Here is a 24,497-nt window from a genome sequence, read left to right as displayed (position 1 = left end):
TTATTGCTTTAACGTTATGGTAATTTCTTCTTTATAGGTAAACCCATTTTTCATTGCAAGATGGAAATTTGCCTTTTTTTTCTTTATTTTTTTTTCAATGGTGTCAAAATAAGATTCGGTTACTAATTTTATTTTCACTTCTTCTTGTTCTGTTCCTTTTTTATTTGCTTTTCCTCTTATTTTTTCTAGAATATTTTTTTCTATTTCTTGATTAGATTCAAAAGAAACAATAATTTCTTTAGAAGCTGGATTTAGTATTTTGGTTCTTCCAATACAAGCTTGAGAGCCAATAGATTTAATGTTCCATACTAGAGTTGTGCCTATATCGGGTTTATTTTTATCATCTATAGAAGGATTAAAAAAAAACAAATTCCAATAGGGTTCTTTTAATTTACTTTTTGTGAAAGCAGCTTCATTTTTTATGATGTCATAATATTGATTTCTAATATTTTTCACGTTTTCTGAATCTTCAAATTCGTTTATTATACACTCTGAGTTTTTTTGCCATTCCTGCAACCAATTGTCAAATTCAAAGAAATTTTTGAAATTTCCATTACTGTCAGTTTCAATTTTTAAAGGATAGGTGAGTGCTTCTAATGTTGCCAATACCTCTAAAAAAACATTCTCTTTTATATTTTCTTTTTTTTCTATTAACTTATTTACCAGATATACTTTGCCTTGTTCTGTGTTTTGTTGTATTGAAAAATCAATGTTAAATTTCTTTTCTATCTTTTGTACTAAATTGTTAATGGTACAGTCTATTCTTTCTACTATTTCAAAAATCATATAAATAATTTTCCTTAAAAAAAATTATTGTTCAAATTCAAAATTAGTTTCTTGGTTTTTTATTAAATCAAAAACAACATTTCCTTCTTCTAGTATATAGAAGATATCTAGTTCATTATTATTAAATCGAACATAAGCTATTATCTCATTATTAAGACCATCAAATGAACTTTTATCACCTTTGTATGCATTGTTTAATTCTTTTGTTTCTTTGTATATGTAAACAGAATTATAAGCATATTTTTTAGTATTAGTTTTACTATAATTAGTAATAAAATCGTGTAATTCCTTTTTTAAATTATCATTAACTTGAAAATCTCCTTTTAAGAAAAAGTAATCAATTTTGTCTAGGTTATTCTCACTATCTTTAAATTCGTAATGATAGGGACTTAAAGGTTCTATTTTGATATTTTGCATTTTTTTATTTGTGTTACAAGAAAACAATAGTAAAGCAAATACTGTTATTATATTTATCTTTGTCTTCATGTTCTTAGTTTGTTATTTTTATTTTTTTAATCATTTCGGTAATAAATGGCTTTGCATTTCTATAATGTTGAAGAATATACCATGCCTTAAAACAATCTCCTGTATGATATTGAGGTATTCTATCTGAACCATGTTTTACAATATCATCCCAATCTAAGCCAAAATGGTCATAAAAAGTATAGATTAAATCACATTCCCATTTTCCATTTGATTCAGTATAAACATAGTTTTGAATTTCTGCTTTTACACTCCAAACTTGATGTATAGTTATTCCTAACCCAGACACTTTATCCCAAAATGAAGAAAAATTGAGTAAATCCATAGGTATTATTTCCATTTGATTTGGGTCATATTTTGCAATGCTCAATTCTGCTTTAAAAAGGTTTACAAAATTGTCATGAAATTTTAAAGTGGCAGTGTTATTTTCTATTTCCTTATTTAACGTATCACTTTTGTATGTTCCACCAGTACCACTTTTAAAAAGAGATGACATTTCTAAAGCAACAGTTTCCATGCTTCCTATTGAGAGCGATTGCATTAACTGATCTAAATATGCTCCTAAAGTTGTATTATTGTGTGTAAACATAGCATCGTTCATAATGCTTGCAGATTTAGGAGGTTTATCTCCGCTCATCATATCTTCTGCGGGTGTCTTATCAAAATTATAGCCTGGGTCTCTTCGTGCTTTACCAATAAGTTTTGAATTGACTCTTATTGTTTTTTGCTCTTCTTCACTTTGCGCTACAAAATCACCAAATTTTTTACCACCTTCTTTACCATTAAAACGGACTTCATCTGGTGAAGTAAATTCTAAGTTCTCTTTTGTCGCTCTTATTGTTATTGTTTCGGCTTCTTTGTGCGATGTTCCGAAAGTGGTTCGAACAATGTTTCCTCCTTCATTCATGGCTATTTCATATTAACTTTTTTGCCACTATTCACATTGACTTCTTTTGCACTTTCCACATGAATGGCTTCTTTACTGCTAACAACTGTTCCTTTTTCCATATTTTCAGTAATGGATTTTGCTTTGGAACTTCGTCCCATTTGGGCGGTTTCAAATATATTGCTAGCGGTTAAGCTATAGTCTTCATTGGCTAATTCGGTTATGCTTTCTCCTGCAATGGTATTTACATTTTTTTGAGCACTAGAAACGATATTTCCTCCAGCATTATAGATGATGTTCTCTCCAGCATTTACAGTAAAGTTTTTTGGTGCATTAAAGTTAATGTTTCCGTTACCGTCCATGAGTACGGTATTGCCACTTGGGTCTTCTAAAAAGATGGAACTAGCAGCATCATCTATGATGATTTTACAACCACTTCTGGTTTGTATTACTTTTTTATCATTACCTGAGGTTGCATAACTACTAGCTGCATTGCCATTATACATGGCTCCTAGTACAAATGGTTTTTCGGCATTTCCTGCTTCAAAACCTACTAATACTTCTTCACCAATTTCGGGAATGAAATACATTCCTTTTCCGCCTCCTGCATGTGGGTTCACCATGCGAATCCAAGGAGTGTTTCCCTCTTGCCAAGCAAACTTTACTTGCACACGACCTAATCCTGATGGGTCATTATTGTCTGTAACAACTGCGGGTTGCGTATCTGCTGTTGGATGATTGTGTACGTTTCCATAAGGTGGTGCTAAAACTGTATCTGGAACGGCTTGAAAAGTGTTGTGATAGGAGCCCGATTCTTCACAAACATGAGTAATATCTGTAATGATATAGCTTCCGAAATTTTGTTCTTGTAAACCATCTAATAGATTACCTGTCATTGAAAAAGCAGGTTCTTGAATAGAAACAACATCTCCAATTCGCAATCCTGTTTCATCACTATCGCCTTTTGCGGTGACTAAATCGGCTGCTCGAGATTGTAATTGTGTGGTTACTCTATTTATTAAATGTGTTCGTGCACTTCCTTCTTCAATAGGGTGTGTATAAAGCATCGTTGAATCGTCTGGAAAAAGCTTTTTTGAACTCTCATACATTGCTTTAGAATAGCCTTCTGGTTGATAATTTACTTCTGTAGCATTCGCTTTTTGTGTTTCTCCATTACTAGAATCATATCCTAAATATTCAAAACCTAGTGGTTTTGTTCGCATTTCGATATTGAAACTGTGTAACGATCGACTATATTCTAATACGAAATTTTTAGATTTTGGTTGACCAAATATTAATTCTTCTCCATTATAATAGAACCATTGTCCTCTTTTTTGTGCCATTCTACAAGCAAAGCCAAAATCGCTTTCTCTGTATTGCACTACATAAGGCAAACTTGTATCGCTTTTTATATCAACTGTCGGTTGCAGCTCTCTTTGAGGATAGCTGCCTGTGATTTTTTTTATGATATCTGATAAAGAATCGTCTGAAAAAGATTGTGTTTTTGGTGTTCCTTCCATTACAATGGTTGGACTATAGCCATTGATTATGATTCCTCCTGTTGCTCCCGAAGTACGAATCATTTGTGCTTCTGTTATTATCCCATTAAACAAAAGTGGTGATGATGTTCTTAAACTTGAAGGTTGTATCTCAATTTTTATGGTTTGACCAATATAGCTTTGTGATTTATCTATTGCTTGACTCACAAATTCTTTTGGTAAAGGTTGTAATAATGAAAAAGTGTGATGTGTATGTATTTTTTGATGTATCACTAACTTAGAAAATCGTGTAAGAGATTCGCCTCCAATTTGGATGCGTATAGTAGTGCTTATTGCCATGATGTATTTATTTGTTTTGTTGTACCCAAATATACAAAAGTGTTTTAATTTATTTGTAATTTTGGTTTCACTTTTTTAGCAAAATAGATAGTATGTTTTTATTCTTATATCTAAATACTGATAAAAGTATTAAATATCACTAAAAATATATAAATAACCCCTTTAAAGGGTATTCTATCTTTTGTTAAATGTGAATATTGATTAATAAGCGTTGCTTTTTATTCTTCTAAAAGGAATGTGTGAGTGCAAACTTATTTGTTTTATGTATTAAAAATACAAACTTATTTTTTTGTGTTTCTAGCACTACTAAAAGTATTGGGAAAGCTTTTAGTATGTCAATTTTAGCCTGAAAATGGTCTTGGGACAGCTTCTTACGGTCTTCTGATCCTACGAATGCTCTTCTGAAAGGTGAGTTTAGTCTTTTAATACCTTCTCTTTGTAGTTAACTGAGGGGAGAAAAGGAGTTTTTTGATGTTTATGTCGTTTTTTATTTAAAAGAATAATGTTATTGATTTCAATAGATTTTAGTTAATGATTTTTTAGAGGAAGAGAATAAAAAAACCTGTAAAATAAGTGTTTTACAGGTTTTTTTGTGGAGTCGGAGAGAATCGAACTCTCGTCCAAACAAGCAATCGAAGAGCTTTCTACGCGTTTAGTTTTTGTTTAAATTTTCGACAAAAAGCAAGACCAAAAACAGCCACTTTTTGCTTAGCTTTACATTTTCAAAACGGATTTAAAGCATTACCGTTTCTAGGTTTACTTTTACGGTTCACCTAAATCAAACTCCATAAACCAAGGATTTCGAGGTGAATCTAGCTTCCCAACCTGGTTGGGACTAGGCAAATCTTACTATAATTCAGATTAAGCAGCTAAAGCGTAATTATTTTCGCCGTTTAAAAGTTTAGAACCATTTATTAACGAGAATTGTTCCAGTTCTCGACGTGCTTACTTCTCAATTCCACTCGCTGTCAAAACCAGTCGACCCCAAGTTTAATTTAAAAAAATCTATAATAATAAAGATGATTTTAAAGTTACGCAAAAGTACATTGTTTTTTTTGAAAAAACAATCTTGTTTTTAGAGATTCATAAAGTTATATTTGTAACATTATTAATATAATCTTGATATAAAATTAACAAATGAAATTCGGAATTATTAAAGAACGTAAAAATCCACCAGATAGACGTGTCGTATTTTCACCAGATGAGTTGTCTAATTTTATTACTCAATTTCCAAAAGCTGAAATAATTGTTGAATCTTCTGACATTAGAGTGTTTTCTGATGCTAAATATAAAGAAAAAGGTTTTAATGTTTCAGAAAATTTAGAGGATTGTGATGTATTATTAGGAGTAAAAGAAGTGCCAATAGAATCATTAATCCCAAATAAAAAATACTTTTTCTTCTCGCATACTATAAAAAAGCAGCCTTATAACAGGAAATTATTAAGAGCAGTTTTAGAAAAGAATATTGAATTATATGATCATGAAACCATTGTAGATAAAGATAATGGTAGGTTAATAGGTTTCGGTCGTTATGCGGGAATTGTAGGAGCTTATAACGGTATTAGAGCTTTTGGAATGAAATATGAATTATTTAATTTAGCAAAAGCAGAAGATTTGCCAGATCAAAAAGCTCTGATTGAACGTTTAAAAAGAAATCATTTACCTAATATAAAAATTGTATTGACAGGAAACGGGAAAGTAGCCCATGGAGCAAAGGAAATGCTTGATGCAATGAAAATTAAACAAGTAGCAGTAGAGCATTACTTAACTAAAACATATACAGAACCAGTATATACTTTTATTGATGTTTTAGATTATAACAAGAGAAAAGACGGGCAAATTTTAGATAAAAAAGATTTTTATATTAATTCATCTGAATATGAATCTAATTTTGAGCGTTTTGCTGAAGTTTCAGATATGTTTATCGCTGGACATTTTTATGGAAATGATGCTCCTGTTATTTTATCAAACCAAATGCTACGATCATCAAAATGTAAATTAAAGGTTGTAGCCGATATTTCTTGTGATATTGATGGACCAATTGCATGTACTATTAAACCTAGTACAATAGCAAATCCAGTTTATGGGTATTTACCAAGTGAACATAAAGAAGTAGCTTTGACTCATCCAGCAGCTATATGGGTAATGGCAGTTGACAATCTTCCATGTGAATTACCTAAAGATGCTAGTGAAGGATTTGGAGTTATGTTCTTAAAACATGTCATTCCAGCTTTTTACAATGAAGATGCTGATGGTGTTTTGGCAAGAGCCAAAGTAACTGAGAATGGTAAATTAACACCACGATTTGCTTATTTACAAGATTTTGTAGACGATAAAGAATAATTTCTTTTATAAATTAAATATAAAATCCTGATTACGTTGTAGTAATCAGGATTTTTTTAATTCCAAAGGGTACCATCTAAACCTAAAACTGTTCCAATCCAGAGAAAGAAGAAGAGTACCAAAACACTACTTAAAAATATAAGTAAATTCAAAAGTCTGGATTGGGTCTTCTTAGTATTTATAAAATAGAAGCACACACCGCCAATAGAAGTAATAAAGGGTGTAATAAGTAAAGGTTTTATGTACCAATATTTGCCCCATTCAGGATTTGGATTTGGTACTGTAAAAACTAATATTGAAATTAAAACTAATGCTAAAACTGCTCCAGCGATAGCAAATTTTAAGGCATTCGAAAAATGTAGTGTATTCATATGATTTGTTTTTAATTAGTATTCCAATCTATTTTTCTTGAGAAATACATAACTGCTCCAAGAATAAAGAATAAGCCAATACTTCCTACTAGTAGAGCATAATTTTCTAATTGAATTATTACAAATATGAAACTATACAAAATTAAAAGAGATATGCTAATGAAGAATGGAAATTTTTTCTCTTTTAAAACAGAAAAAGAATAGAGTAGAAGCATGATAATAACAGCACTTGAAGCTATAATATAAGCTATTGTGAAACTAGAATGTTCTGTGATAGAGATTAATAAAGTATAAAACATGATTAAAGCCAAACCTATCATAGTGTATTGGAAAATATGAATACTTTTTTTGCTAATAGTTTGAATTAAAAAGAAAATAAGAAAAGTTAGCCCAATAACTAAAAAGCCATACTTTGAAGCACGTTCATTTTGTTGATATTCATCTACTGGCTCAATCAACTTAACACCATAAGAATACCCTTTTAAATTAGGAATTTTTTCAGTGTATTGTTGAGAAAATGGTCTGTTAATGTGCAATATTTTCCAATCAGCATGAAAATTTTTAGTTGTCACTTTCTTAGTTGTGTCGCTTGCAGCAAAATTACCAATGAAACTAGGTGAATCCCAATTTGCATCGATTGATGTAGTTGTCGTTTTTCCCACAGGAATAAACTGTAAACTATTACTTCCATTATAATTCATTTCAAATGAAAAAGTAAGTTTTTCATTTGATTTATAAACAAACGAATTTGTTTCTAATGTACCAAAATAATTGTCTTCGTCACTTTTTGACTCTAAACTATAATCATTTGTATTAATATTTATTTTTAAATCACTTTTAATGCTTTTTAGGTTAGTGGTTTTAATTAATATAGTTGCTTTGTCCCAAAGAACATCTTCTTCATTAACCGAAATTTTATCAAATGAAACATCTTGAAAAGTACCATTAAACTTTATATTAGCCTTAAAAACAATAGGATTATATAAGCTTCTTTTTAATTGATCGACTTTTTCAATATTCGTTTTATTATTTAATTCGCTAGGAAAGAAATAGGCATATTCTAAATGTGCTTGTTTTTGAATAGTTGTCACTTTTGTTTTATCATCTACAACCGCAGTTTCAGAATATGTTTTGTATGGAACTTTAAGAATAGGACCATAGAATAGAATATCGTTTCCCCATAATTGAGTAATTTCTTTCGTTACCTCATTTTTTCGTTGAGAACGCTCTCTAATAAGACTTTGAACTAAATTTAACGGAATTAATAAAAATAAAGAAAGTATTCCTACCATTATCATTTTGGCAGTATTACTTTGAAAAAAAGAGAATTTTGAAACAGAGTTCGGATTTTGTGATGGTGTTTGATTTTCCATGATTATTGTTTTTAAAAGTTAAATAATTGATTCGTAAACGATTTGAATACTGAATACAGATAAAAAAGAGCTATTGGAATATTAATTAAGAGTAATAAAATGTGTTTTAATAGAAAAAGTTGCATTGTTTTATAAACTATTAAATCGTAAACTAAATTTACAAATAGAATGAAATTGAAAAAGAGTGCAGCTATTACATAGTAAAACCCTATAACTATAAAAGTTTCATGCTTTGTAATTTTAAACAATGCTAGAATAAGAGTTCCAATGCTAAAAGAAAGAATGAATACTATTTTAGCTAAATTTCCATCTGAAATTACTTTTTGATTATAGTCTTCCATTGTAAGTATCTTGAATTAAGAAGGTAATATAAATAAGACTTCCAAACAGAGCCGAAAAGAATAATGCTTCAGATGTGAATAACGTTTGAAAAGCTTCTAGAATAAGAGAAAAAGGATTGGTAAGAATGTGCCAACTGTTAAATCGTAGAAATCTACCTAGGTAAACTCCAAAACCACTTAAAAAACAAATAGTAGGTATTATAATGAGCAATATTTTTTTAGAATAAAAGAGCGAAAAATAATTTTTAAATTCTTTTAATGAAAGTAAGCCAAATAAAAAACCAAGAACAGCAAAAGAAAAAAGTAAAACCAAATCAAACCAAAATAATTCAGGTTTTCCTTTTTTTAAATGAACAAAATCGGTTAAAATGTAAAAAGAATTAGGTAAAAATAATAACCAAGATGTAAATAATATAAACCTAGTTTTTACATTTTCTAATATTTGAATTTTTTGTTTGGCAAATTGTAAAATCAAATAAGGAATTGCAGCTAAAAATAAATTCCAAATTAAGAAAAAATAGAATATAGACTGCGTAATTTTTGCTCTAAAAAGAAGTAAGATAGCGCAATATAGAGAAAGAAAAAGTAAAAATAAGTTTTGTTTTTTATTAGTAGAATAGATGTTAGATAACGTTTTCATTTTATATAATATTAAAAGATTCTCGAATAGTATTAACAGGAATAGAAAGCATTTTTTGGAAATCTAAATGATAAAATTGATGTGCCTTTTTACCTTTATCATATTGATTTAAGAAATAATGACTTTGTCTAGGATAGAAAAGAAAACCAGTTGTAATAACCATAAATAAATACAAACTTCTTTTACCATTACCTAATAAATAGTATTGCATACCAATTTCATCTACTACAGAAATTCCTGTGTTCGTTAATACATGAATCACATCGTGATCTTCCAATTTTTCCTGAATTTCAAAATTGTAACGCATTAAGAAATGGCCTAATTGAAAACCTAATGTTTGTTTAGGTAACGCAATTAGTTCTTCACGAGTTGTTTTCCAAGGGTCATTTTTTTTAAACCATTTTTGATATGGTTTTTTACTGATTTCGTACATTTTTTCGATTATTTTATCTTTCATAATTAATGTAAAGTACTTTGAATTTCAAAGTTGTTGAGTAAAAAAATAGTCTTAACTGTTTGATATTAATTTTTCAAGTGCTTCAATATGCTCTTGAAAAGCTTTTTTTCCTTCTTTTGTGGCAATATATTTTGTGTTTGGTTTTCTACCAATAAATTGTTTTTCAACTGTAATATAGTTTTCATTTTCTAATGCTTTAGCATGACTCGCTAAATTACCATCGGTTACGCCTAATAATTCTTTTAAAGTTGAAAAATCAGCGTTTTCATTTACCATTAAAACCGACATGATTCCTAAACGAATTCGGTGATCAAAGGCTTTATTAATATTTTGAATGATGTTTTTCACTACTTTATATTTAATTATTTTATTTCAATTTTTGAACCAAGAAATTTTGGTTTTACTTTAAAAAATATATCAAGAAATACTTTAGTTCGAGCAAAATATTCTCTAATTTTTACTTTTATTCCATATCGTTTTGAGACATCTTTTGCATTATAAGCAATTGCATTAATTCCGTTTTTGTTAGCCAAATAAAGTGCTCTCTCATTATGAAATTGCTGCGAAATTATAGTAAATTGATCTAATCCAAAAATAAGTTTTGCTCTTAATATCGAATCTAAGGTTCTAAAACCGGCATAATCTAAAAATATCTTATTAGCAGGAACTCCTTCACTTATTAATTCATTCTTAAAATCAGTTGGTTCATCATATTTTTCATTTCCATTATCTCCACTAATTAATATAAAATCAATTTTATTGTTTTTGTATAATTCAATAGTAGCATCAATTCGATATTTAAAATATAAATTTAAAGCACCACTTTTTAAATATTTACTTGTTCCTAGTACTAATCCAACTTTATTTTTTTGTATTGAATTAATATTTGAATATGTTTTATTTTTTGCATTCTTTTGAATAGTATAATTAGAAATACTAATTACAATTAATAACAGAACAAATAGTGATAAAAGAGATTTTTTGTATTTTTTAATGGTGATGAGGTATTTCATTTTAGTAATTATCAAATACTGTTATTAATAAATTAGAATCATATAATTGAGATGGAGCAATAACAATTTCATTATAAGGTATTTTTGTTCCATAACGCTGTTTCAGAATAGTTTGTACTACTGGATGTTTTAAATTAAAATCACTTAGTTTTTTAGTTTTACACAATTCAATATTTGCTCCTTCTTTATATATTTTCCAAACTAATTCTGAACAATATATCTTTTCATCTGACCATTCAAAATACAAATCATAATCTTTATCATTTAATGTTTTTCCGTATGATTTCATTTTTTTTAAAATAGATTCGGTAAGTATTTTGTCAGCATTTTCTAATCGTTTTACTACATATCTATTGTTTTTTCCATTGTTAATCCATTCATTCAAAAGAGTCATTTTAACAGGTTGAACAGCTTCATAAACGTATGTTTTCCCATTTTCAATAAAAATAATTCCGCAATGAGAAAATTTTGAATTAGTCGCTATTTTTACAGCTTCACATTGTTCAGATTCTGACGTTTGAAAAATAATATCTCCATTTATATAAGTATTCTGACTCTTTTTGTTTATTATCTCAAAAGCAGTTTCAACTTCATTAGATAATTTTTTTAGACTAATTATAGCACCAATTATAAAGAAACCAATAAGTATAAAAGTTATTTTTTTTAATGTTTTCATTCTATTTTCTATCGTATTTAAAATGCATAATACTTCCATACAGAATGTGACAAAAGCCAAAGCCAATTACCCAAAAATACAAGCCATAACCTGAAAATTCCACCGCAATTAAGCCAAGAATAATTTGAGTAATACCCAAGTAGCGAACATCTCTTAATGTATATTTACTAGCATTTAAACAAGCTAATCCATAAAATAATAATGTTACAGGAGCAATTAATCCGTAATGTTTATTTTTTAATAATAATAAAGCAAATATTCCACCAGTTAGTAAAGGAAGAGCAAAATTAATTAAAACTCGTTTTGAAGCAGGATTCCAAACTTTTTCACCTAGTTTTTTTGCCTTTTTTGCAGTTAAAATATAAGCAGTACTTAATGACAAAACCAATACAATAAAAGCGGTTAAAAGAATTAATTTAAAAGTTTTACTTTCCAAAGTAATATAACGACCATAATGAGTGTTAATAAGATAATTTACATAAGCAGCACCAATTAAGGCATAGACTCCTGCTAAAATACCAGATAAACCACTTAAAGAAATGAATTGAGTAGATTTACTCATCATTTCTTTAATATCTTGTATGTCTTTTAAATATTTACTTGCTTCCATTTTAAAGTACTTTGAAATACAAAGTAAAGTAATATTTGTAAAAAAAACAAATTTTATTTCTAATTTGTTAAATATGTTAGATTTTGAATTTAATATGAAATAATTATAATATTTTTAACCTAAATACTAGTAATCCATTAAAGAATTAAAATGAAGAAGATAACCCTTTTATTATTGCTTTGTAGTTTAGCAATATACGGACAATCTGAAGATGAAGTAATGTTGAAAAATATTTACGAATCAACTTTAACAAACTCTAAGTGTTATGATTGGTTAGATTATTTATCAAATACCATTGGTTCAAGGTTATCAGGTTCAAAATCTGCTGATGAAGCTGTAAACTATACAAAATTAGAATTAGAAAAATTAGGATTAGATCGTGTTTATCTACAAGAAGTTATAGTTCCTAAATGGGTTAGAGGAGAAAAAGAACGAGCTTATATAGAAAATAAAGGCAAAAAAATAAATGTTCCTATTTGTGCATTAGGAAGTTCTATAGCAACACCAAAAAAAGGATTAAAAGCTTCGGTTATAGAGGTAAGAGGTATTGAAGAAATGAATGAACTAGGTTCTGAAAAAGTGAAAGGGAAAATAGTGTTTTTTAATAGACCCATGACACCTATTCATATTGAAACTTTTAAAGCTTATGGTGGATGTGTAGATCAACGTTCTTCTGGAGCAAGAGAAGCAGCAAAGTTAGGAGCTGTAGGTGTTATTGTAAGATCCATGACTTTGCGTATAGATGATTATCCGCATACAGGAAATACAAATTATGGAGATTTGCCTAAAGATATGTATATTCCGGCAGCAGCAATAAGTACAAATGGAGCTAATTTATTAAGTGATTTATTAAAAGAAAACCAAAACCTACAGTTTTATTTTAAACAATCTTGTGAAACTCACGAAGACGTATTGTCTTATAATGTGGTTGGAGAAATAAAAGGATCTGTAAATCCAGATAAAATAATGGTTGTAGGAGGACATTTAGATTCTTGGGATTTAGGAGACGGATCTCATGATGATGGTGCTGGTTGTGTGCAAAGTATGGAAGCTTTATTCACTTTTAAAAAATTAGGATATAAACCAAAGAATACAATTCGTGTGGTGTTGTTTATGAATGAAGAAAATGGAAATAGAGGAGGACTTAAATATGAAGAATTATCGAATAAGAACAATGAAAACCATATTTTTGCATTAGAAAGTGATGCAGGAGGATTTACTCCTAGAGGATTTTCAATTGATGCAAATGAAGCCGATTTTGAAAAAATAACGAAATGGAAATATTTATTTGAACCTTATTTGGTACACCGTTTTGTTATAGGTCATGCAGGAGTTGATATTGGGCCTTTAAAATCAAAACATATCATTAAGGCAGGATTAAAACCTGATTCACAACGTTATTTTGATCATCATCATGCTGCTACAGATACTTTTGATGCTATTAATAAAAGAGAATTAGAACTAGGAGCTGCTACAATGACTTCATTGCTTTACTTGGTAGATAAATATGGTATTGATTAACGAAGTTTTAAATTTAAAGAATGAAAATATTTTTAGGTTATCTTATTAGAGTTATAAGTGTATTTCTATTTTTAATGCTGATTTTGAGTGTGATTAATAGTTTATTTTATGAAAGACATGAAGAAAACGGTTTAGCTTATTTCATAGGATATTATTTAGGTGTATTTCTAGGTTTTCTTTTCTTTTTTTGGTTGCTTTATAAATTTTATAAATTTGGAAGCACATTAATTTCAAGATCAAAAAATAAAAGTAAAATTACAGAAATAGGAACAGAATAAATATGAAACCAGCAGAAGCTTATATATTTAAACAACCTGATTTATATAAAGAAATTTTATTTCACATTATTGCAGTAATAGAACAAGAACTACCAGAGATAGAATTATTTTTCAAATGGGGAATTCCTTATTTCTATTATAACAAGAAACCATTTTGTTATTTAGCGCCAAATCATAAAAGAAAATTTGTAGATGTAGGTTTTGCTAAAGGATTCCAATTAAAAGAAAATCAAGAATTTTTAGTTGATGAAAATAGAAACACAGTAAAATCATTACGGTATTTTAAATTAGAAGAAATTGATAATACTATTTTAATATCAGTGTTAAAAGAAGCTAAATTACTTTATGTTTAAAAATAGAAAAGCACTCTTATAGAGTGCTTTTTGCTTAATATTTTGGAAAGGTTTAAATTCTAAATATTCCACCAATAGTGAATACACTTTGTAAAAACCAAAAATCTTGTGAAGCACTATCTGCTTTATCTTTGGTAGTTCTTATGTTATTCATATTAATATAACCACCTTTTACCTCAGTTTGAATAAAGAAATGTTTAAAAAACGTAAAATTCAATCCTGCTTTTGCAGATAAGCCATAACCAGATATATGAAATTCATCATATCGATCTTTTCCAAGTAAGGTTGTATTTGTTTTTGGAAAAATGAAACCACCACCTAAACCTTCAGTAACATTAACTTGAAATTTATCAGTATTAGGTAATCCAAACCAACTTGAAATGTCGTCTACTCTAGAAAACTCAGTATTTACATAGTTTAATCCATCAGTATGTTCAAACAAAAGAAAATCCTCAGTTAGTGTTAATTGATCATTAATAGGGTTTTCATAATAGTCTCCAGGATTAGGATAATAGCCAGAATAATTGACTCTTCTGTCATTATACATTACATATTTCATGTGATCAAATCCAATAGAAATATTGTAATGGTCAGAAATGAAATATCCTATTCTAAAATTAGTTTGAGGAATAGTCATTCTCGCTGGATTGATATAATCCATGTGCCATCCTTTAGGCTTATCATGTGCTTGAACATCATATAAAGTGAAATCATAATCTGCACCTTTAAAATGAATATCCGATTTAGAGAAAGTTTCTCTATTTCCACCCCAATAGATATAGATTTTCCCCTTATTATGCGCTGTGTATTTTTCAGGTTTTTCAACTGTTTCTTGTGAAAAGGCGTACTGTGAAAAAACACAAAAAGTTAGTACAACCATTAAAAATGATTGTTTTTTCATTAGTAATAAAATGATTGAGAATTAAAATTGGTTAATAGTTTGTCTAATGGCAACAAGTTTTTTCATTAAGCTTTCAAAGTAGTCTAAATGTAGCATATTTGCACCATCACTTTTAGCATTTGCTGGATCAAAATGAGTTTCAATAAAAAGACCATCAACACCAACAGCAATTCCTGCTTTTGCAATAGTTTCTATCATATCTGGTCGACCACCTGTAACTCCAATAGTTTGATTAGGCTGTTGTAATGAATGAGTAACATCTAATACAGTAGAAGCATATTGTTTCATAGTAGGAATCCCTCTAAAATCCACAATCATGTCTTGATAGCCAAACATAGTTCCTCTATCGGTTACCATTACATTTTCATTTTTGCAATCTAAAACTTTTTGTACTGCATGTTTCATGCTTTCAGGACTCATAAATTGTCCTTTCTTTAAGTTTACAGTTTTGCCAGTTGCAGCCGCTGCCATAACTAAATCAGTTTGACGTACTAAAAAAGCAGGAATTTGTAAGATATCTACATATTCTGCTGCCATTGCTGCATCTTCATTAGTATGAATGTCTGTTACCGTTGGAACACCAAACTCTTTTGAAACTTTTTCTAATATTTTTAACGCTTTCTCGTCTCCAATACCTGTAAAACTATCAATTCGAGAACGATTAGCTTTCTTAAAAGAACCTTTAAATACGTATGGAATTTCTAATTGGTCTGTTATTGTAACAATTTTTTCTGCGATTCGCATAGCCATTTCTTCACCTTCTATGGCGCAAGGACCGGCTAAAAGGAAAAAATTACCACTTTTTGTATGTTTTATTTGAGGAATATTTTCTAAATTCATTATGTATTGATTTTGAAGTGCAAAGATAAAAATAAAAACCTTCTAAACTTAGGTTTAGAAGGTCACTTATGTTACTTTAAGAATAAATTAATTATATATTACTGTTCTTGTTTAATAGTAAAGCCTTTAGGACATACTATTTTACCTTTTTCATATATATTAAAATAAAGTATTACTTTTTTATCACTTTCTTCAAATTGAACTTCGTATATAGACAATGTTCCAGCTCCTATATTGTTTGTGTCAGTAGGAAATGGACAACATGTATCTGTTTTTGAATAATTTATTTTTTCCCCATTCGGTCCTTCAAGTCCATTAAAATAATATTTTATATTTAGCTCTTCAAGTCTGTCAGAAAGAGGACCAATATTAATAGGATAATCTGCGTCATAGCCATATTGAGAGTCTAAAGCATATTCAGTAATTTCAAAAGCACCATTAGATATTTTTGGTTTTATAGCTGTATTATCAACATTTTTAATCGTAGATTTAGTACTAATGCACGACGAGAAAATAATGGTTAATGTAAAGATTAAAAAGATTCTCATAAATTAATTTTTTTTAGTTCTAATAAAATAGCTAATAGTAGCAGAAATGACAACTCCAAAAGATAATTTTTCAAAGACACTGTTTGAAATAGCAGTGTTTATGTTAAAATGTGCTTTTGCTTTTTCTAAAGTAAAAGTATCTGAAATAGAAGCATTAATTGCATTATCAAAAAAATCAGGAGAAATAAAATTATGTGTTATATATAAAACGGCTGGATTTAAAACTGTAATTAAAACAGAAAGAATAATTCCAGAAATACTTCCTTGTTTCCAATCAATTTCATTTTTATAATAATTTCTTTTTTTATCAATTAGTGCCAATGTAAATAAGAATACGCTAACAGGTGTAAATAATAGATTGTAAACAGGTTGATAAAGAATACTTTCATTATGCCAACCTAATAGTTTTTCAATATACATCCAAATTATATATACTAAACTATAAATAATAGCCCATTTAATTTCGATTTCAAACTTTTTCATTAATTTAAATTTTGTTCAAATTTATGTAACCCAAGTTACATATAAAAATAAATGAATAGCTACTTTTGTGTAAAAATATTGAGTATGGAATTTTTATATGGAACATGGCATTGGGCAATCTCTGGTTTTTTAATCGGATTAATGATGCTTGTATTAATTTATTTTGGAAAATCATTTGGGATGTCATCTAATTTGCGAACCTTATGTACAATAGCAGGAGCAGGTAAACATTCTGATTTTTTTAAATTTGATTGGCGCGAACAAAAATGGAATTTAGCAGTAGTTCTTGGTGCTATTCTAGGAGGATTTGTTGCATATCATTTTTTAAGTAATGGAACAGGAGTGGAATTAAATCCAAAAACAATTGAACAATTAGTAACAATGAATATTGATGCTCCAAATGGGAAGTTAGTTCCTGACGCTATTTTTGGAATGGACATTTTACAAACACCAAAAGGATTTTTAATACTTCTATTAGGTGGAATTTTAATAGGATTTGGGACACGTTATGCAGGAGGTTGTACATCAGGTCATGCTATTTCAGGATTAAGTAATTTGCAATTACCATCGTTAATTGCGGTAATAGGCTTTTTTATAGGAGGATTAGTTATGGCACATATTATTTTACCTTTAATTTTTTAAGTATGAAATTTTTAAAATTTATATTAGCTGGTTTTATTTTCGGAATTGTTTTAACTAAAGCAGAAGCAGTTTCGTGGTATCGTATATATGAAATGTTTATGTTTCAATCCTTTCATATGTATGGTGTTATTATGGTTGCTATTACAACAGGAGTTGTTGGAATACAGATAATCAAAAGAAATAAGATAAAAGATTTTAAAGGACTACCTATTGAAATCGTTCCAAAGGAAAAAGGATTTGTTCGTTATATAGTAGGAGGAATTCTTTTTGGATTAGGTTGGGGACTTGTTGGATGTTGCCCAGGACCTATTTTTATCCTATTAGGAGCAGGAATATATGGTGTAGCAGTAGTCTTTATAGGAGCTTTGTTAGGAACATATTTCTATGGTCTTTTAAAAAATAAATTACCTCATTAGAAGGAATAAAAAAAATCCCGATTTTTATAAATCGGGATTTTTTGTTTTATTGAATTTCTGCACTTAAACCAGCCTCAAGTAAACTTGAACAATAAGGTATGAGTTCTTCATAATTTCCAGTTTTTACGGCACATTGACCTTTATAATGTACTAATAAAGCACATTGTTCAGCTTGTAATGCTTCATGATTACATACTCTTACTAAAGTATTAATAACATGGTCAAAAGTATTTACATCATCATTATATAAAATGATTTCATTATTTATACCTATTAACTCTTCAACCAAAAGTTCTTCTTTTACTTTTTCTATCGTACTCATTTTTAGTTAATTAAAAATTAGTCCAAAATTAATTATTGTTTTACATATTTCAAAGCAACCCAGTTGTTTCTTTCGAATTTTTTAACATAATTTAGTCCTTTTTCTATACATGAAGCATTAATTATAGAAATATCTTCAGTATAAAAACCACTTAAAAATAATATACCGCCTTGATTTAAACAATCAACATATTGTTGCATATCATTTAAAAGGATATTTCGATTAATATTTGCAATTATAACATCGTATTTTTTACCTTCTAATAAAGTAGCATCACCTTCATATACTGTTATATGTTTACAATTATTGCGTTCCGCGTTTTCAATTGAATTTAAATAACACCAATTATCAATATCAATAGCATCTATTGGTTGTGCGCCTTTCATTTCAGCAAGAATAGCTAAGATGGCAGTTCCGCAACCCATGTCAAGTGTTTTTTTATTAGTTACATCAGTTTCTAATAAATGTTGAATCATCATGTGAGTTGTTTCATGATGTCCTGTTCCAAAACTCATTTTAGGTTCTATTACAATATCAAATTCTGCATTTGTTTTTTCATGGAAAGGAGCACGAACATGACATTTTCCATCTACATCAATTGGTTCAAAGTTTTTTTCCCATTCTTCATTCCAATTTACTTGATCTATTTCTTCAAAAGTATATGAAATTTTAAATTCTTCGTTTTTAAGAATGTAAATATCATTTAATATATTTTCATTCCAAAATTCTTTTTGAACATAAGCTGAAAGACCATTTTCATTTTCAACAAAACTTTCAAAAGCAGTTTCTCCTAGTTCTGCTAATAATATTTCAGAGCCTAATTCTACGGGTTCTATTGTAAAATGATATCCTATATATATGTTTGACATAGTGTAATTTTTTGCAAAGGTAATTAAAGCTGTATATATTATATAAATTATTTTAAATTTGCACCCAACAATAACACACTAACATACAAAAAATGAAATTTTTAATTACTACACTATTCTTTATTTTATCCATTTTAGGGTTTTCGCAAGAAAAAAAAGATTCAATAAAAAATAACGATTTAAAGTTGGCAGCATTGCCCTATTATAGCTATGGAAAAGGACTTGGGATTACTTCTCCTGATAGTTTATTTCAATTGAATATTCGCTTTAGAATGCAAAATAGAGTTACTTATTTTGATGAAGAGGATAAAGATAACAGATATGAAGCTCATATAAGAAGATTGCGTTTACGATTAGATGGTTATGTTGGTAATCCAAAGTTTCTATATGTAATCCAGCTATCATTTGCACCAGGAGATGTAGGTGTTGTTGAAGAAGGAAGTAATGTGAACATTATTCGTGATGCGGCTTTTTATTATAGACCAAATAAAAAATGGAATTTTGTTTTTGGACAAACAAAATTACCAGGAAATAGACAACGTGTTAATTCTTCAGGAGCTTTACAATTAACGGATAGAACAATTAATAATGCAAGATTTACAATTGATAGGGATTTTGGTGTTCAAGCATATTACTTGAATGAAAAGAAAGATGTTTTTTCATATAATATTAAAACAGCTATTTCAACAGGTGAAGGAAGAAACTGGACAAAAACATCTGATGATGGTGTTGCTTTAACAGGAAAAGTAGAGTTGTTTCCTTTTGGATCATTTAAAAAGAATGGAAGTTTTTTTGAAGGAGATATTTTAAGAGAGGAAACACCTAAATTAATGTTTTCAGGTGTTTATCATCAAAATAATAGAGCTGTAAGAACTCAAGGTCAATTGGGTAATGAACTTTTTGCTCCTAAAACTATGCGCTCACTTTTTGTAGATGCTCTATTAAAATATAACGGATGGAGTTTTATGAGTACTTATATGCAACGCGATGCAAAAGATTTAATCACATATAATCCAAATGATATTACTGATTTCAATTATGTTTTTGCAGGAGAAGGAATGGATTATCAATTAAGTTATGTGTTTCCAAGTAATTACGAAATTGTAGGGCGTTTTTCTACTCAAAATGTAAAAAATGAAATAAAAGCACTTACACCTGATACAAAACAATTTAGTTTAGGTCTTACACGTTATTTGTGGGAACACGCATTTAAATTACAAGCAGAAGTAACGTATAGTCAATTAGATTATTTAAACAATGTGACAAAGAATAATTGGTACACTAGAATTCAACTTGAAATAGGTATTTAATTTATTAAAATCAATTAACTACCTTTGTAAACAATTTAGAAAAAATTATGTTAGCAATAGGTCAATACAATACATTAAAAATACTTAGGGATACAAAAGTAGGACTTTTTTTAGGTGATGGAGAGAACGAAGAAAATGATGTTTTATTACCTAATAAATATGTTCCAAAGGAATTTCATATTGGTGATGATATTACTGTGTTTGTATATTTAGATCATGAAGAAAGACCTGTAGCAACAACGTTAAAACCGTATGTTAAACTAAATGAATTTGCACACTTAAAGGTAAATTATATTAATAAATTTGGAGCTTTCTTAAATTGGGGATTAGAAAAAGACTTGTTTGTGCCTTTTAAAGAACAAGCCAGGCCAATGGAAGAAGGTAAACGGTATTTAATTTACTGTTTTATGGATGAAAAAACCAATAGAATGGTTGCTTCAAGTAAAACACAACAGTTTTTAAACAATGATGAAATTACAGTTGAAAATGGAGAAGAAGTTGATTTAATTGTGTCTCATATTACTGATGCAGGAGTTAATGTAATTATAAATGAAAAGCATAGAGGGTTAGCTTATAAAAATGAAGTATACGAGGATATAAAGCCTGGTATGAGAGTAAAAGGATATATTAAGAATGTTAGACCAGATGGAAAAATTGATGTTTCACTTCGAAAGTTGGGCGTTGAGGCAATTGAACCGTCATCACAAATTATTCTTGATGAATTGAAATCAAATAGAGGTTATTTAGGATTAAATGATAATTCACATCCAGAAGATATTAGAACTGTTTTAAAAATGAGTAAGAAAGTTTTTAAAAAAGCAGTAGGTAATTTATATAGGCAAAAACTTATTGAAATTAAAGATGATGGAATTTATTTAATATAATATTATTTTCATTTTTAATCCAAATTATAAAAAAATAACAATTGTTAAACTACACCTAAAAGTTTAGATAAATTTAATTCTTTCGTTATTGTAATAGCTTATATATTTTATTATCTCCTTTTTTAATTCTTCAATAGATTTGTGTTTTTTTAGATAAAAACAGCTCTGATTTTAATATTCCAAAGAGGTTTTCAATAATTACATTATCTAAACAGTTTCCTTTTCTAGACATACTTTGTGTAATTTCTTTTTGTTTCAATAAATATTGATAGTACTTCATTTGGTATTGCCAACCTTGATCAGAGTGTAAAGTTAAAAAGGTATTATTTTATATTTTTTTAAAAGCTTTTTTAAGCATCATAATTACTTGATTAAACACTGGGCGTTCATTATTTCGTAATTAATTATTTTTTGATTAAACAAGTTAATTATAGGTGATAAATACAATTTATTTCCAGATAGATTAAATTCCGTTATATCGGTAACTTATTTTTATTTGGAACTATTTTACCATTTTTACCTCTGTAAGACTTATATTTTTTTACTTTAAATAATGCTTTTAATCCAAGTAATTTCATTAATCTAAAAACTGTTTTGTGATTGATAATCATAACTCTATTTTGGATTTCATCAGTTATTTTCTATAACCATAGCCTTCTTTATGTCTTTTATAAATGGTTTTAATTAACTCTTTAATTTCTTTGTATATATCGGGTAATTTATTCTGTTTTTGATAATAATAAAAACTACTATGTGCTTTTTTTGTTAGATATAGAAGTAATTCTAAATCAAATTTATAACTTAGCCCCATTATGGCTTGGAATTTCTCTAGGTTTAAATTAAGACTTGTAACTTTTTTAGCAGTTCATTTTCACAATGAAATCTTTTTTTTCTTTAAGCAGTTTTCTGATTTACGTTTTTTACCTTTGTAATTACTCATAGACATTGGTCTGCCTTTAGATTTTGACTGTAATCCTACAATACCAAAGTTAGTAAAATATTTTTCCATTTTGAAATTATAGAAATATTGAGAATATTAAAGCTTATGCCTATTTCTATTAATAAAACAGATTCTTTTCTATGGTTTTGAATCCTTTTAATTTAAATTCGGCCGAATAACTTTGATTTATTCTTGGTAATAAACCTATTTCACTATAAGTCTTATAAAAAACTAACCTACTTACAAATATTCCATCTTGGAATCTGTTTCAATTTTGAAAGATATCCATCTGAATAATGTTTCTTTTAAAACCAGTTCTATATATTCGAGTTTAAATGTGTAATCATGCTTAACTTTTCTTTCCATAAAAATATGCCCCAAATAGTGTCTAAACTTTTGGGTGCAGTTTAATTATTTCAGGTTTTTTATGTAGAGTTTGTTTGATATGTATAAAATATTGAAATTTAAGCTTTTATGATAAAAAGTATTGTTTTAAGTAAAACTTTTAATTCCATTTATAAAAATATTTGTAAATTAATTAAAAGTCAATTCCCCTAAAATTTCTTCTTTCATGAATGGTCCACCAGGATAATTAGCCGTATAATCTAAATTTAACCAAGTTTGACCTCTTTCGTCAATATGATAATGGATTTGTTGGTTTTTACTTTCTTTTTTAAACAAAACCTCTTTTATTAAATAGATTGCGGTTTCTAAATCATTTTTATTTCCAATTAGCATTTCAGGATACATGTGTCCACCTGTGTGTATAATTCTTGGAGTTCCTCCAATTGCTTTTATAGAAGCAGCCATTAAAATGGCATGATCATCACAATCTCCAGAAAAATGTTGTAAACTTTCAGAAGCATAAGCAATATATTCTCTTCCTTTCGGATCGTTTACATAATTCCAGTTATTTTTAATTTCTTTAAAAACCGCAAAGCATTGAATTAAGGTTCTATTATTAGATTTTTTTATTTCTTTAAAATGTTTTGTAGTGGCATATAATGCGAAATTTCTAACTTTTGGGTTTGTGAAATCAACAGCATCAATTATTTTAGATTTGTTTGGAAAAGGCAATAATTTTGAAATAATTAAATCTTGTGGTTTAGGATTCTCACTCATAGCATAAATCATATAGCGATAATCCTCATAAACTCTTTGAAAGCCATAATTACCAAAGAGTGTTCCATATATAAGTGTTAAGATATATATGAAAATACATAGTATGATAATTGTTTTTAATAGTTGAAGTATAAGTTGTATTATTCCTAAAATTAAAATAAAAAGAATAATTCTATCTAAGTTGTAAACCCAATTTAATTCTATTAAATTTTGATGCGCAATTAAAAATGCTGGAACTGTTATAAGAATATTTAATAAAAAAATGATAATAGTATCCCATGGCTTAGGTAAGGAAAGCTTTTCTTTTAATTTTGAGAAAGAAATGGGTTTTATAGTTATCATTTAGGTTTAAAACGATAAAATTAAGTAATTATTTAGCTATCATTTCATAAGGAACGGTTTTTTCAATAATATTTAACGTATGAAGCTGATTTTGTACTTTTTCTATTGTTTTTTTGTCTAACTGTTTTTGAGACCATTGTGTCAAAGATAACCATTCTTGAATATCTTCTAATTTTTGGTTATATTTCGATGCCAATGTTCTATCTATACTTGGAATTTGTTTAAATTCTTCTGTAGTTGCATTTATAATTTCTAAAATTTGTTCAATAATCTGTGGGTGATTTTCTAAAACTTCATTTCGAACAGCAATTACAAAACAAGGCCATGGAGTAGGGCAATCGGTTATTTTTCTAAAAACACCGCTGTCTACTAATGGTTTTGTCATAAAACGTTCCCACATAAAATAGTCTGCTTTTTCAGATGTTAATGCTTCAACAGCACCATCTATGGTATTTACGATTTCAAATTGTAAGTTACTTGTATCCCAATTATTATTTTGAGCATTCACATAACTCATTAAGTGTGAACCTGAACCAAAACGTGAAATAGCAGCTTTTTTATTTTCTAAATCATTAATTGAGTTAAATGTAGAATTTGTAGCAACATGAATCCCCCATATTAAAGGACTTTTAACATATACTTGAACAATTTTACTAGGATTTTCAGCAATGATATCTTTAATGATACCTTCAGTAAGGATTACAGCAATGTCAGTTTCTCCATTTCTTAGCATTTGACACATTTTACCAGTTCCTTCTGGCACGTCTGTCCATTGTAAATCAATTCCTGCTTCTTCAAATTCACCATTCTCTATGCATAAATGCCATGGCAAATTAAAATGTTCTGGTACACCAGCTATTTTTATTGTCTTCATTTGTTATGATTTTAAAGGTATTTGATTTCAAAGAA

31 protein-coding genes, 1 other RNA gene and 2 pseudogenes are annotated in these 24,497 nt (G+C 28.3%); 8 read left to right on the top strand and 26 right to left on the bottom strand.

Annotated elements, in window-relative coordinates:
- From SY27_RS14445 to ssrA, 5 genes are all read right to left on the bottom strand, one after another.
- Positions 1–786: a hypothetical protein gene (locus SY27_RS14445; protein ID WP_045971570.1), complete on the bottom strand. Its 786-nt coding sequence runs from the start codon at positions 784–786 to the stop codon at positions 1–3.
- 24 nt (positions 787–810) lie between these two features.
- Positions 811–1,203, bottom strand: coding sequence for a hypothetical protein (locus SY27_RS14440; RefSeq protein WP_045971568.1), 393 nt, complete (start codon positions 1,201–1,203; stop codon positions 811–813).
- A gap of 73 nt (positions 1,204–1,276) precedes the next feature.
- Positions 1,277–2,176, bottom strand: a complete 900-nt coding sequence (locus tag SY27_RS14435; protein WP_045971566.1) for a DUF3289 family protein — start codon at positions 2,174–2,176, stop codon at positions 1,277–1,279.
- A gap of 2 nt (positions 2,177–2,178) precedes the next feature.
- Positions 2,179–3,993 (bottom strand): type VI secretion system Vgr family protein, encoded by a 1,815-nt coding sequence (locus SY27_RS14430; RefSeq protein WP_045971563.1) that lies wholly within the window; start codon positions 3,991–3,993, stop codon positions 2,179–2,181.
- A 590-nt stretch (positions 3,994–4,583) separates the two neighbouring features.
- Positions 4,584–4,979, bottom strand: a transfer-messenger RNA (tmRNA) gene (gene ssrA, locus SY27_RS18420).
- A gap of 151 nt (positions 4,980–5,130) precedes the next feature.
- Between ssrA and SY27_RS14425 the strand changes: the two genes are divergently transcribed.
- Positions 5,131–6,336, top strand: a complete 1,206-nt coding sequence (locus tag SY27_RS14425) for an NAD(P)-dependent oxidoreductase (protein WP_045971561.1) — start codon at positions 5,131–5,133, stop codon at positions 6,334–6,336.
- A 56-nt stretch (positions 6,337–6,392) separates the two neighbouring features.
- Here the strand turns inward: SY27_RS14425 and SY27_RS14420 are convergent, their stop codons facing one another.
- From SY27_RS14420 to SY27_RS14380, 9 genes are read right to left on the bottom strand one after another with little or no spacing between them, the layout of a single operon-like run.
- The gene (locus SY27_RS14420; protein ID WP_045971559.1) at positions 6,393–6,707 is read right to left on the bottom strand and encodes a hypothetical protein; all 315 of its coding nucleotides are present in this window, start codon (positions 6,705–6,707) and stop codon (positions 6,393–6,395) included.
- A gap of 11 nt (positions 6,708–6,718) precedes the next feature.
- Entirely contained in the window at positions 6,719–8,080 is a 1,362-nt protein-coding gene (creD, locus tag SY27_RS14415) for a cell envelope integrity protein CreD (protein ID WP_045971557.1), read from the bottom strand.
- Positions 8,081–8,091: 11 nt separating this feature from the next.
- Positions 8,092–8,421 (bottom strand): hypothetical protein, encoded by a 330-nt coding sequence (locus tag SY27_RS14410; RefSeq protein WP_045971554.1) that lies wholly within the window; start codon positions 8,419–8,421, stop codon positions 8,092–8,094.
- Positions 8,408–9,061: a DUF1361 domain-containing protein gene (locus SY27_RS14405; RefSeq protein WP_045971552.1), complete on the bottom strand. Its 654-nt coding sequence runs from the start codon at positions 9,059–9,061 to the stop codon at positions 8,408–8,410. Before SY27_RS14405 ends, SY27_RS14410 begins: the two co-directional genes overlap by 14 nt.
- A 1-nt stretch (position 9,062) precedes the next feature.
- A complete protein-coding gene (locus SY27_RS14400) occupies positions 9,063–9,518 on the bottom strand; it encodes a hypothetical protein (protein ID WP_045971550.1) in 456 nt (151 codons plus the stop codon).
- 51 nt (positions 9,519–9,569) lie between these two features.
- Positions 9,570–9,866 (bottom strand): transcriptional regulator, encoded by a 297-nt coding sequence (locus tag SY27_RS14395; protein ID WP_045971548.1) that lies wholly within the window; start codon positions 9,864–9,866, stop codon positions 9,570–9,572.
- 14 nt (positions 9,867–9,880) lie between these two features.
- Positions 9,881–10,531: a vancomycin high temperature exclusion protein gene (locus tag SY27_RS14390; RefSeq protein ID WP_045971546.1), complete on the bottom strand. Its 651-nt coding sequence runs from the start codon at positions 10,529–10,531 to the stop codon at positions 9,881–9,883.
- Between the two features lies 1 nt (position 10,532).
- On the bottom strand, positions 10,533–11,207 hold the full coding sequence (locus SY27_RS14385) for a YiiX family permuted papain-like enzyme (RefSeq protein WP_045971845.1): 675 nt from the start codon (positions 11,205–11,207) through the stop codon (positions 10,533–10,535).
- A gap of 1 nt (position 11,208) precedes the next feature.
- Positions 11,209–11,817, bottom strand: coding sequence for a hypothetical protein (locus tag SY27_RS14380; RefSeq protein ID WP_045971544.1), 609 nt, complete (start codon positions 11,815–11,817; stop codon positions 11,209–11,211).
- A 150-nt stretch (positions 11,818–11,967) separates the two neighbouring features.
- Between SY27_RS14380 and SY27_RS14375 the strand changes: the two genes are divergently transcribed.
- The 3 genes from SY27_RS14375 to SY27_RS14365 are packed head-to-tail and all read left to right on the top strand — an operon-like array spanning position 11,968 to position 13,969.
- Positions 11,968–13,338 (top strand): M28 family peptidase, encoded by a 1,371-nt coding sequence (locus SY27_RS14375; protein ID WP_045971543.1) that lies wholly within the window; start codon positions 11,968–11,970, stop codon positions 13,336–13,338.
- Positions 13,339–13,358: 20 nt separating this feature from the next.
- Positions 13,359–13,616, top strand: coding sequence for a hypothetical protein (locus tag SY27_RS14370; RefSeq protein ID WP_045971541.1), 258 nt, complete (start codon positions 13,359–13,361; stop codon positions 13,614–13,616).
- A 2-nt stretch (positions 13,617–13,618) separates the two neighbouring features.
- On the top strand, positions 13,619–13,969 hold the full coding sequence (locus SY27_RS14365) for a DUF1801 domain-containing protein (protein WP_045971539.1): 351 nt from the start codon (positions 13,619–13,621) through the stop codon (positions 13,967–13,969).
- Positions 13,970–14,021: 52 nt separating this feature from the next.
- On the opposite strand, the gene SY27_RS14360 is transcribed toward SY27_RS14365, so the two are convergent.
- From SY27_RS14360 to SY27_RS14345, 4 genes are all read right to left on the bottom strand, one after another.
- Positions 14,022–14,870: a hypothetical protein gene (locus tag SY27_RS14360; RefSeq protein ID WP_045971537.1), complete on the bottom strand. Its 849-nt coding sequence runs from the start codon at positions 14,868–14,870 to the stop codon at positions 14,022–14,024.
- A 21-nt stretch (positions 14,871–14,891) separates the two neighbouring features.
- On the bottom strand, positions 14,892–15,710 hold the full coding sequence (kdsA, locus tag SY27_RS14355; RefSeq protein ID WP_045971535.1) for a 3-deoxy-8-phosphooctulonate synthase: 819 nt from the start codon (positions 15,708–15,710) through the stop codon (positions 14,892–14,894).
- Positions 15,711–15,808: 98 nt separating this feature from the next.
- Positions 15,809–16,258 (bottom strand): hypothetical protein, encoded by a 450-nt coding sequence (locus SY27_RS14350; RefSeq protein ID WP_045971533.1) that lies wholly within the window; start codon positions 16,256–16,258, stop codon positions 15,809–15,811.
- Positions 16,259–16,261: 3 nt separating this feature from the next.
- On the bottom strand, positions 16,262–16,741 hold the full coding sequence (locus SY27_RS14345; protein WP_045971531.1) for a DUF4199 domain-containing protein: 480 nt from the start codon (positions 16,739–16,741) through the stop codon (positions 16,262–16,264).
- 84 nt (positions 16,742–16,825) lie between these two features.
- Here SY27_RS14345 and SY27_RS14340 point away from each other — a divergent pair, with 84 nt between their 5' ends.
- Together SY27_RS14340 and SY27_RS14335 are read left to right on the top strand one after the other, a co-directional pair.
- Positions 16,826–17,383, top strand: coding sequence for a YeeE/YedE family protein (locus tag SY27_RS14340; protein ID WP_045971529.1), 558 nt, complete (start codon positions 16,826–16,828; stop codon positions 17,381–17,383).
- Between the two features lie 2 nt (positions 17,384–17,385).
- Positions 17,386–17,799: a DUF6691 family protein gene (locus SY27_RS14335; protein ID WP_045971527.1), complete on the top strand. Its 414-nt coding sequence runs from the start codon at positions 17,386–17,388 to the stop codon at positions 17,797–17,799.
- A gap of 46 nt (positions 17,800–17,845) precedes the next feature.
- Here the strand turns inward: SY27_RS14335 and SY27_RS14330 are convergent, their stop codons facing one another.
- Complete coding sequence (locus SY27_RS14330) at positions 17,846–18,121, bottom strand: ATP-dependent Clp protease adaptor ClpS (protein ID WP_045971525.1); 276 nt, start codon at positions 18,119–18,121, stop codon at positions 17,846–17,848.
- Between the two features lie 32 nt (positions 18,122–18,153).
- The gene (gene prmA / locus SY27_RS14325) at positions 18,154–18,990 is read right to left on the bottom strand and encodes a 50S ribosomal protein L11 methyltransferase (protein WP_045971523.1); all 837 of its coding nucleotides are present in this window, start codon (positions 18,988–18,990) and stop codon (positions 18,154–18,156) included.
- A 92-nt stretch (positions 18,991–19,082) separates the two neighbouring features.
- Between prmA and SY27_RS14320 the strand changes: the two genes are divergently transcribed.
- Positions 19,083–20,300, top strand: a complete 1,218-nt coding sequence (locus SY27_RS14320) for a porin (RefSeq protein WP_045971521.1) — start codon at positions 19,083–19,085, stop codon at positions 20,298–20,300.
- Positions 20,301–20,347: 47 nt separating this feature from the next.
- Entirely contained in the window at positions 20,348–21,184 is an 837-nt protein-coding gene (locus tag SY27_RS14315; RefSeq protein ID WP_045971519.1) for a S1 RNA-binding domain-containing protein, read from the top strand.
- Positions 21,185–21,247: 63 nt separating this feature from the next.
- On the opposite strand, the pseudogene SY27_RS19305 reads toward SY27_RS14315, so the two are convergent.
- From SY27_RS19305 to SY27_RS14295, 6 genes and pseudogenes are all read right to left on the bottom strand, one after another.
- Positions 21,248–21,337: pseudogene (locus tag SY27_RS19305) on the bottom strand (IS3 family transposase); the annotation flags it as partial.
- A pseudogene (locus SY27_RS19300) lies at positions 21,315–21,485 on the bottom strand (IS3 family transposase); the annotation flags it as partial. The pseudogenes SY27_RS19300 and SY27_RS19305, both read right to left, overlap by 23 nt.
- Before the next feature lie 172 nt (positions 21,486–21,657).
- Entirely contained in the window at positions 21,658–21,795 is a 138-nt protein-coding gene (locus SY27_RS19295; protein ID WP_369793067.1) for a hypothetical protein, read from the bottom strand.
- A 23-nt stretch (positions 21,796–21,818) separates the two neighbouring features.
- Complete coding sequence (locus tag SY27_RS18900; RefSeq protein WP_161794161.1) at positions 21,819–21,995, bottom strand: hypothetical protein; 177 nt, start codon at positions 21,993–21,995, stop codon at positions 21,819–21,821.
- 663 nt (positions 21,996–22,658) lie between these two features.
- Entirely contained in the window at positions 22,659–23,588 is a 930-nt protein-coding gene (locus SY27_RS14300) for a hypothetical protein (protein ID WP_045971517.1), read from the bottom strand.
- A gap of 28 nt (positions 23,589–23,616) precedes the next feature.
- A complete protein-coding gene (locus tag SY27_RS14295) occupies positions 23,617–24,462 on the bottom strand; it encodes a substrate-binding domain-containing protein (protein ID WP_045971515.1) in 846 nt (281 codons plus the stop codon).
- Between the last annotated feature and the right edge of the window lie 35 nt (positions 24,463–24,497).

This window comes from Flavobacterium sp. 316 (assembly GCF_000967805.1).
In the GTDB taxonomy this organism is placed as follows: Bacteria; Bacteroidota; Bacteroidia; order Flavobacteriales; family Flavobacteriaceae; genus Flavobacterium; species Flavobacterium sediminilitoris.
Note: the sequence above shows the minus strand (reverse complement) of the source record. Positions and strands in the feature narration are given on the sequence as shown.

Bases quoted from the DNA above. Each gene is read 5' to 3' on its own strand.
- SY27_RS14445 (WP_045971570.1), bottom strand. From the start codon at position 786: ATGATTTTTGAAATAGTAGAAAGAATAGACTGTACCATTAACAATTTA.
- SY27_RS14440 (WP_045971568.1), bottom strand. From the start codon at position 1,203: ATGCAAAATATCAAAATAGAACCTTTAAGTCCCTATCATTACGAATTT.
- SY27_RS14435 (WP_045971566.1), bottom strand. From the start codon at position 2,176: ATGAATGAAGGAGGAAACATTGTTCGAACCACTTTCGGAACATCGCAC.
- SY27_RS14430 (WP_045971563.1), bottom strand. From the start codon at position 3,993: ATGGCAATAAGCACTACTATACGCATCCAAATTGGAGGCGAATCTCTT.
- SY27_RS14425 (WP_045971561.1), top strand. From the start codon at position 5,131: ATGAAATTCGGAATTATTAAAGAACGTAAAAATCCACCAGATAGACGT.
- SY27_RS14420 (WP_045971559.1), bottom strand. From the start codon at position 6,707: ATGAATACACTACATTTTTCGAATGCCTTAAAATTTGCTATCGCTGGA.
- creD (WP_045971557.1), bottom strand. From the start codon at position 8,080: ATGGAAAATCAAACACCATCACAAAATCCGAACTCTGTTTCAAAATTC.
- SY27_RS14410 (WP_045971554.1), bottom strand. From the start codon at position 8,421: ATGGAAGACTATAATCAAAAAGTAATTTCAGATGGAAATTTAGCTAAA.
- SY27_RS14405 (WP_045971552.1), bottom strand. From the start codon at position 9,061: ATGAAAACGTTATCTAACATCTATTCTACTAATAAAAAACAAAACTTA.
- SY27_RS14400 (WP_045971550.1), bottom strand. From the start codon at position 9,518: ATGAAAGATAAAATAATCGAAAAAATGTACGAAATCAGTAAAAAACCA.
- SY27_RS14390 (WP_045971546.1), bottom strand. From the start codon at position 10,531: ATGAAATACCTCATCACCATTAAAAAATACAAAAAATCTCTTTTATCA.
- SY27_RS14385 (WP_045971845.1), bottom strand. From the start codon at position 11,207: ATGAAAACATTAAAAAAAATAACTTTTATACTTATTGGTTTCTTTATA.
- SY27_RS14380 (WP_045971544.1), bottom strand. From the start codon at position 11,817: ATGGAAGCAAGTAAATATTTAAAAGACATACAAGATATTAAAGAAATG.
- SY27_RS14375 (WP_045971543.1), top strand. From the start codon at position 11,968: ATGAAGAAGATAACCCTTTTATTATTGCTTTGTAGTTTAGCAATATAC.
- SY27_RS14370 (WP_045971541.1), top strand. From the start codon at position 13,359: ATGAAAATATTTTTAGGTTATCTTATTAGAGTTATAAGTGTATTTCTA.
- SY27_RS14365 (WP_045971539.1), top strand. From the start codon at position 13,619: ATGAAACCAGCAGAAGCTTATATATTTAAACAACCTGATTTATATAAA.
- SY27_RS14360 (WP_045971537.1), bottom strand. From the start codon at position 14,870: ATGAAAAAACAATCATTTTTAATGGTTGTACTAACTTTTTGTGTTTTT.
- kdsA (WP_045971535.1), bottom strand. From the start codon at position 15,710: ATGAATTTAGAAAATATTCCTCAAATAAAACATACAAAAAGTGGTAAT.
- SY27_RS14350 (WP_045971533.1), bottom strand. From the start codon at position 16,258: ATGAGAATCTTTTTAATCTTTACATTAACCATTATTTTCTCGTCGTGC.
- SY27_RS14345 (WP_045971531.1), bottom strand. From the start codon at position 16,741: ATGAAAAAGTTTGAAATCGAAATTAAATGGGCTATTATTTATAGTTTA.
- SY27_RS14340 (WP_045971529.1), top strand. From the start codon at position 16,826: ATGGAATTTTTATATGGAACATGGCATTGGGCAATCTCTGGTTTTTTA.
- SY27_RS14335 (WP_045971527.1), top strand. From the start codon at position 17,386: ATGAAATTTTTAAAATTTATATTAGCTGGTTTTATTTTCGGAATTGTT.
- SY27_RS14330 (WP_045971525.1), bottom strand. From the start codon at position 18,121: ATGAGTACGATAGAAAAAGTAAAAGAAGAACTTTTGGTTGAAGAGTTA.
- prmA (WP_045971523.1), bottom strand. From the start codon at position 18,990: ATGTCAAACATATATATAGGATATCATTTTACAATAGAACCCGTAGAA.
- SY27_RS14320 (WP_045971521.1), top strand. From the start codon at position 19,083: ATGAAATTTTTAATTACTACACTATTCTTTATTTTATCCATTTTAGGG.
- SY27_RS14315 (WP_045971519.1), top strand. From the start codon at position 20,348: ATGTTAGCAATAGGTCAATACAATACATTAAAAATACTTAGGGATACA.
- SY27_RS19295 (WP_369793067.1), bottom strand. From the start codon at position 21,795: ATGATTATCAATCACAAAACAGTTTTTAGATTAATGAAATTACTTGGA.
- SY27_RS18900 (WP_161794161.1), bottom strand. From the start codon at position 21,995: ATGGGGCTAAGTTATAAATTTGATTTAGAATTACTTCTATATCTAACA.
- SY27_RS14300 (WP_045971517.1), bottom strand. From the start codon at position 23,588: ATGATAACTATAAAACCCATTTCTTTCTCAAAATTAAAAGAAAAGCTT.
- SY27_RS14295 (WP_045971515.1), bottom strand. From the start codon at position 24,462: ATGAAGACAATAAAAATAGCTGGTGTACCAGAACATTTTAATTTGCCA.